Here is a 6,047-nt window from a genome sequence, read left to right as displayed (position 1 = left end):
TTCCCCCTTGTGGCAGTTATGATGGAAAAGCGGTAAATGATGTTCGAAGGGGGTGCAGGGGGATGTTCAGTGAGGAATGAAAAATGAAGAATTAGAAATAATGAATTTCGAAGGGGAGATCGTATGAACGTGTCAAGCAATTATTCAGATATCGGAAGAAGTGCTGTCTGACGAGGGAGCGAGCTACAAAATATATAACCTGGTCTTCCCGGCCTTGAATGGGGGCGCAGAAGCCGAAGCAGGCGGGGGTGGATGGCCTGCCGGTGAGAACTTTGATAGCGGGCAACCGGCGCAACGGACCATCAACATCCACGCCTGCACAGGCTGCAGCGGGTGCCCCATTTACCGCCTTTTTTTCGTGAGGCTGTCCAAAAAGTCCAAACCAGGAAATGAGTGCCTTAATAATTAAGGTGATATCAATCTCCCTAAATCCCTCTTCTCCAAGAGGGACTTCAAAAATGCCTATATTGTATCTTGAGCAATATCGCAATCCGAGAGTTCCTCCTTGGAGAAGGAGGACAGGAGGATTGACTAATCAATTGGAATCATGTGCCTTACTTTTTAGGAATCTGATTGTTGGACTTGACTTTTGGGACAGCCTCACAACTCTATTGTAAACAACTGCTCCTTTTTCTTATTGAGGCTTTCTAACCATCCTTCCCTGTCCATTTTCTGTATATCAAAAAATAAATACCCCCCTTCGGGGAAACAGGTTACATTTCATTTTTATATATTGGTGCCATACTTGCAATACTGCCACTATCCTTGCCGCTTTAGCTGATCGGGAGATTGCAGGAGGATACCTAAATCAAGAACGGTCATCATGGAAACAGGAAGAGAGTTTAAAGAGCAGCGATACCTGACGGAGAATCTCATCCGTCTGCTTAACAAACTGAAATTTTCAGATATCCGGGTAAAATCGCATTCCATCTACCCCGATCCCGACCAGATCACTTTTCCCGCCAACATTCGACCCTACACCCCGTCGGTTGTCGCCCAGAAAAACGGATTCGTCTATTACTTTGAACTGGTCTGTGACAATGGCCTTGATCTAACCCGGCTGCAGGGGCCGTTGAAACTGTTGCATGAATTTGCAATCAAAAAATGGAACTCCGCCCTCATCCTTGTCACTTCGTACGGGAATAAAAATGCAGTTGAAAAAACCGCCCGTCAATGCAAGATGCCGTTTGATCATATCTGGGAACTGTGAGGCGTTTTCATAACATCCGCTTTATGGTGTAAGGTATTTTACTACAGCGGTTTCATCATTCCTCGGGTTTTCCGGCAATCCACTTACTGTATTCTTAGGACATACCGTTAACACTGAAAGGAAACGCAAATGCGATATTCAATATTCTTTACGGCAGTACTTACCCTCGCTCTAATCGGCTGCGGAGGAGAACCGGGTCAGCATCCAGCAAACCGGGATATATCGATCGATAGCTCCGCTGTGGTATCTGAAGGACAGATGATCAGCCAGGCGGCGTTCAAAACTCTGAGTTCCAACCTGCAGCAGGCGATGGCGGAGGGAGGCGTGGAAAACGCCCTCCGTTTTTGCAATATCGAGGCGATGCCGCTGACCGATTCTCTTTCCACGCACTTTGACATTGAGCTTCGAAGAGCGTCTCATCGACCGCGCAACCCTTCCAACCGGGCCGACTCCCTGGAACTGCAAACCATCCAACAATACTTGTCGGAAATTGAAGCCGGCAGGGATTTGAAACCGGTTATTTATACCTCCGGCTCAACAATCTCCTATCACGCTCCCATACGTATTGCCGGACCGCTCTGCCTGAACTGTCACGGACAGCCCGCCACCGATATTGCCAAGCCGGATCTGCAGGTTATCCGGGAACTTTATCCCGAGGATGAGGCGACCGGGTTTTCGCTTGGTGAGTTGCGGGGAATCTGGAGTATCCGTTTCCCGGCCGACTATTTTGATGCGGAACCACAGGTGGATGAAGAGTAATTTTGCCTCCGTGACAGAGGGAGACCGTTTTGTGTGAACAAAAACGAACTCAAAAAGTCAACGCCTGTAATTTTGCTATTGGTTTTCAGGAACCTTTGCAGAACCTGCTATTTTGTTGGGAGGTGGGTTGTACCACCGACCTTATGACCTTGTTAAACGGGAGTACAACTCCCTCAGAACGAGGGATTGAGGACTTTTCAAAGCCAAAGCCCCCCATGATTATTCAAAATACCCGTGAGAAATCCGGGCTAAATATCCGGGGTAATTACTCCTGTGAAAAAAGATACCATCTTATACAAAAAAAGATACCATCTTATGGAGAAAAAGATACCATCTTATTCAATAAAAGATGGTAGCCTCTTTTAGCCTGACAAAACGGGTTGTTGATAATCTGCGTGTAGAAGCTCATTTTGCAAGGTCATCGCCCGCGCGCTCCTCGTTCCTTATACCTGCACTTTTTTCTTAAAATATGCCAACGTCTTGGACAAACCTTCGCTGCGCGAATACTGTGGCTCCCACTCCAGGATCTCCTGTGCCCGGCTGATATCAGGCTGGCGCACCTGCGGGTCATCTTTGGGCAACTCCTCAAAAATGATCTCGCTGTCGCTGCCGGTGAGCTCAATAATTTCATTTGCAAACTCCAGGATACTAACCTCCTGCGGATTTCCGATGTTCACAGGATCAGAATAGTCGCTCTGCGACAACCTGTAAATCCCTTCCACCAGGTCGTCAACGTAGGTAAACGACCGCGTCTGCGAGCCGTCTCCATAGACCGTCAGCGGTTGCCCGCTCAGTGCCTGACGCATGAAGGTGGGCAGCGCCCGCCCGTCGTGTATGCGCATGCGGGTCCCGTAGGTATTAAAAATACGTACAATCCGGGTTTCCACCCCGTGGTAGCGGTGGTATGCCATCGCCATCGCCTCGGCAAACCGTTTGGCTTCGTCATAAACTCCACGCTGGCCGATGGGGTTCACATTGCCCCAGTAATCTTCGCTTTGGGGATGAATCAGCGGATCGCCATACACCTCGCTGGTGGAGGCCAGCAAAAACCGGGCGCCTTTCTCCTTGGCCAGTCCCAACGCCTTGTGAGTCCCCAGAGACCCTACCTTCAGGGTTTGAATCGGCATCTCCAGGTAGTCAACGGGCGAAGCCGGAGATGCAAAATGGAGGATCAGGTCCAGATCACCGTTCACATGGATATAGTTGGTTACATCGTAGTTGACAAAGGTGAACTGCTTATTCCCGATCAGGTGACCAATATTGTCGGCCGTGCCAGTCGACAGGTTATCCATACAGATAACTTCATACCCTTCTTTTATATACCGGTCACACAGGTGCGAGCCAAGGAATCCGGCCCCGCCGGTGATGAGGGCGCGTGGTCTTTCAGAGCTTTGGGTTGTATTAGTGGTTGTCAAAATATTGTTAGTCTTATTTATGTTTTCGGACTGCGGGTTACTGACGACGGACGACAGACGACAGTGGTCCGTGGTTAGTAGTCAGTTATCGCTTGTCAGTCAAATAATCAATTTCTTCTTCACCTGCATGATCAGTTAATGAATTTCGCATCGCTTGAATACGTGCAGCAAGATGGTTCGCTTCTTTGTATAGATGTTTCAATTTCTTTTTTTCTTCTTCAGATTGAAAATAATTTCGTTTGCCAATTAAATGGATACAAGCCACGGTCTCAATTAACGACCGCAACGCAATACCCAAGAATCGCCGTTGTTCTCTGTCAGTTTGTCCGGTGGATCCTTCAGCGATATTTAATGAGATTGATGTTGCTGCCCGTCTCAATTGATCCGCGAGGTTATATCGTTCTCTTTGGGGCAATAATTCGGCAATTTCATAGACCCAATCGACATAGTCGAGTGACTGTTGCCAAATTTCAAGTTCTTCAAATTTAAATCCCATATTTACGGGGGCCGGTAATTAAACGATACTTTAGTTGTCGACGACAGTGGTCGGTAGTCAGTCGCCGGTGGTCAGTAGTCGGTAGTCCAGCATCAATATTTCAACACCAGAAGCAAGCCTAATCTGCCGGCTCCAGCTCTTTAGTCCCAACTGCCGGGCGCCCAACGCTGATGTAGGTGATGCCGGCTTTACGAGCCCGTTCAAGGTCATAGAGATTACGGCCGTCAAAAATAACCGGGTCATCGGCCTCAATCCATCCTTCCAGTCCATCGATCGTGGGACGACGAAACTCGTTCCATTCGGTGCAGATCACCAGCGCGTTGATATCCACAAGGGCGTCTTTTTGGTCGTGGACAAAGGTGGTGTTGTCGATCACTTCCCGGGTCGTCGCCTGTTTAAAGGTGCCGATTGCTTCCGGATCATAGGCTCGCAGGGTTGCTCCCCGTTTGACGAGTTCGTCGGCGATATATAGCGCCGGAGCCTCGCGGATGTCGTCGGTTTCCGGTTTGAAGCTGAGTCCCCATATGCCAAAGGTCATGTCCGAAAAGTCATCAGTCCCGAAATAATCCTCCATTTTTTTGACAATCGAGATCTTTTGCTCATTGTTCACCTTCATAACCGAATCCACAATCCGGAAGTCGTAGCCGTGCTGGCCGGCCGTATGGTGGATCGCCTGCACGTCTTTGGGAAAACAGCTGCCCCCGTAGCCGATACCCGCAAACAGGAACCGCTTGCCAATCCGCGAGTCGGTGCCGATGCCGCGGCGGATATGGTCGACATTGGCTCCAACCCGTTCGCAGATGTTGGCAATTTCATTCATAAAGGTAATTTTGGTGGCCAGCATGGCGTTGGCGGCATATTTGGTTAGCTCGGCACTGCGGCGGTCCATAACAATAATAGGATTGCCCGAGCGGACAAATGGCTCGTAGAGGGTGGTCATAATCTCGGCGGCCTGCTCACTGCCGGTGCCGATGACCACGCGTTCGGGATATTTAAAATCTTCAACCGCCGCCCCCTCGCGTAAAAACTCAGGGTTGGAGACCACATCGAACAGCTCGGGATCGACATGCTCGCCGATCATTTTTTCCACCCGGTCGCCGGTACCGACCGGTACGGTCGATTTATTAACGATGACCGTATAGCTGTTCACAATAGGTCCAAGCTCTTTAGCTACCGCCATCACCGCACTCAGGTCGGCCTGACCGTCGCCCCCCGGCGGGGTGGGCAGGCACAAGAATACGATATCGGCATCGGGTACCGCCTCTGCGATATCAGTCGTAAAATGCAGGCGCCCCTCCCGTCGGCTGCGGGCAAAAATCGTTTCCAGTCCCGGCTCATAAATCGGAATTTGCCCGTTGTTCAGCTGCTCAACCTTCTCCCGGTCAATATCTACACATGTTACGTGGTTTCCAGAATCGGCAAAGCAGGTACCCGAAACGAGTCCTACGTAACCGGTTCCTATGACTGCTATATTCATCTACTTCGTTATTTTGATATAAATTTATTTTAAGACTCCTTCAATCCTGTTGTAATCCTGCCGTGGAAATATGTTTCCGGGAGGCAGAACTAAAACCGGAGTATGTGCCCTGAACACGTTCCTTTCACGTACAAGGTTGCACCGGAGATAATTACATAGTTGAGATCGCAGAAATTATCGCTCTCTTATACCGCTGATATATCAATGCCTTTACAACCCCGTAAAAGGTCAGTTGATTATAAGGAAGTCTCGCGGTTTTATCTAGCACGGATTATTGTGGCAAGTAATGTTTCTATTATCCCCCCACGCATGCTGCGAAGTGGAGGATTATGAATGAAGGATAATGGATTATGGATTTCGAGGACACGTCCTGAAGGGGGATCTCATATGAACGAGTTATAGCATCATGCCCAAGACCGGAAGAATTTCTGTCTGACGAGGGGGGCGGGCGACGAACCTAAACAGCGGCAACAAACGAACTCCGCCCCGAGGAGTTAAATTCTTCTTGATCTTTTGGTCCCTTTTGTATCAAGACAAAAGGGACACCTCGGTTGGGGAAAACTGTCTCCTGTTTCACATTCAGGCTTCTTAATCATCCTTCCTTGTTCATTTTTTGTACGGCCAAAAAACGAACCAAAAAAGCCGCTGGGGAATGGTAGATGTTCCCCTTACCAGCTCGTTCCCGGCCGG

Annotated in this window: 5 protein-coding genes; 2 read left to right on the top strand and 3 right to left on the bottom strand. The window is 49.2% G+C overall.

Going from position 1 to position 6,047, the window contains the following annotated elements; translation table 11 throughout:
- The first annotated feature begins 823 nt into the window (after positions 1–823).
- Together ACG2F4_RS18985 and ACG2F4_RS18980 are read left to right on the top strand one after the other, a co-directional pair.
- Positions 824–1,210 carry a hypothetical protein gene (locus ACG2F4_RS18985; protein WP_395262524.1) on the top strand — a complete coding sequence of 129 codons (387 nt, stop codon included), beginning with the start codon at positions 824–826 and terminating at the stop codon, positions 1,208–1,210.
- 129 nt (positions 1,211–1,339) lie between these two features.
- The gene (locus ACG2F4_RS18980) at positions 1,340–1,969 is read left to right on the top strand and encodes a DUF3365 domain-containing protein (protein ID WP_395262523.1); all 630 of its coding nucleotides are present in this window, start codon (positions 1,340–1,342) and stop codon (positions 1,967–1,969) included.
- A 443-nt stretch (positions 1,970–2,412) separates the two neighbouring features.
- Here the strand turns inward: ACG2F4_RS18980 and ACG2F4_RS18975 are convergent, their stop codons facing one another.
- From ACG2F4_RS18975 to ACG2F4_RS18965, 3 genes are all read right to left on the bottom strand, one after another.
- Positions 2,413–3,384, bottom strand: a complete 972-nt coding sequence (locus ACG2F4_RS18975; RefSeq protein ID WP_395262522.1) for a UDP-glucuronic acid decarboxylase family protein — start codon at positions 3,382–3,384, stop codon at positions 2,413–2,415.
- Between the two features lie 85 nt (positions 3,385–3,469).
- Positions 3,470–3,880, bottom strand: coding sequence for a four helix bundle protein (locus ACG2F4_RS18970; RefSeq protein ID WP_395262521.1), 411 nt, complete (start codon positions 3,878–3,880; stop codon positions 3,470–3,472).
- Between the two features lie 118 nt (positions 3,881–3,998).
- Positions 3,999–5,357 carry a UDP-glucose dehydrogenase family protein gene (locus ACG2F4_RS18965; protein WP_395262520.1) on the bottom strand — a complete coding sequence of 453 codons (1,359 nt, stop codon included), beginning with the start codon at positions 5,355–5,357 and terminating at the stop codon, positions 3,999–4,001.
- Positions 5,358–6,047: the final 690 nt, after the last annotated feature.

The organism is Halalkalibaculum sp. DA3122 (genome assembly GCF_043951865.1).
In the GTDB taxonomy this organism is placed as follows: Bacteria; Bacteroidota; Rhodothermia; order Balneolales; family Balneolaceae; genus JAMQKA01.
The sequence above is the reverse complement of the archived record's forward strand: the minus strand, read 5'-3'. Positions and strand labels throughout refer to the sequence as shown.

Coding starts and splice junctions, on each gene's coding strand:
- ACG2F4_RS18985 (WP_395262524.1), top strand. CDS start 824: ATGGAAACAGGAAGAGAGTTTAAAGAGCAGCGATACCTGACGGAGAAT.
- ACG2F4_RS18980 (WP_395262523.1), top strand. CDS start 1,340: ATGCGATATTCAATATTCTTTACGGCAGTACTTACCCTCGCTCTAATC.
- ACG2F4_RS18970 (WP_395262521.1), bottom strand. CDS start 3,880: ATGGGATTTAAATTTGAAGAACTTGAAATTTGGCAACAGTCACTCGAC.
- ACG2F4_RS18965 (WP_395262520.1), bottom strand. CDS start 5,357: ATGAATATAGCAGTCATAGGAACCGGTTACGTAGGACTCGTTTCGGGT.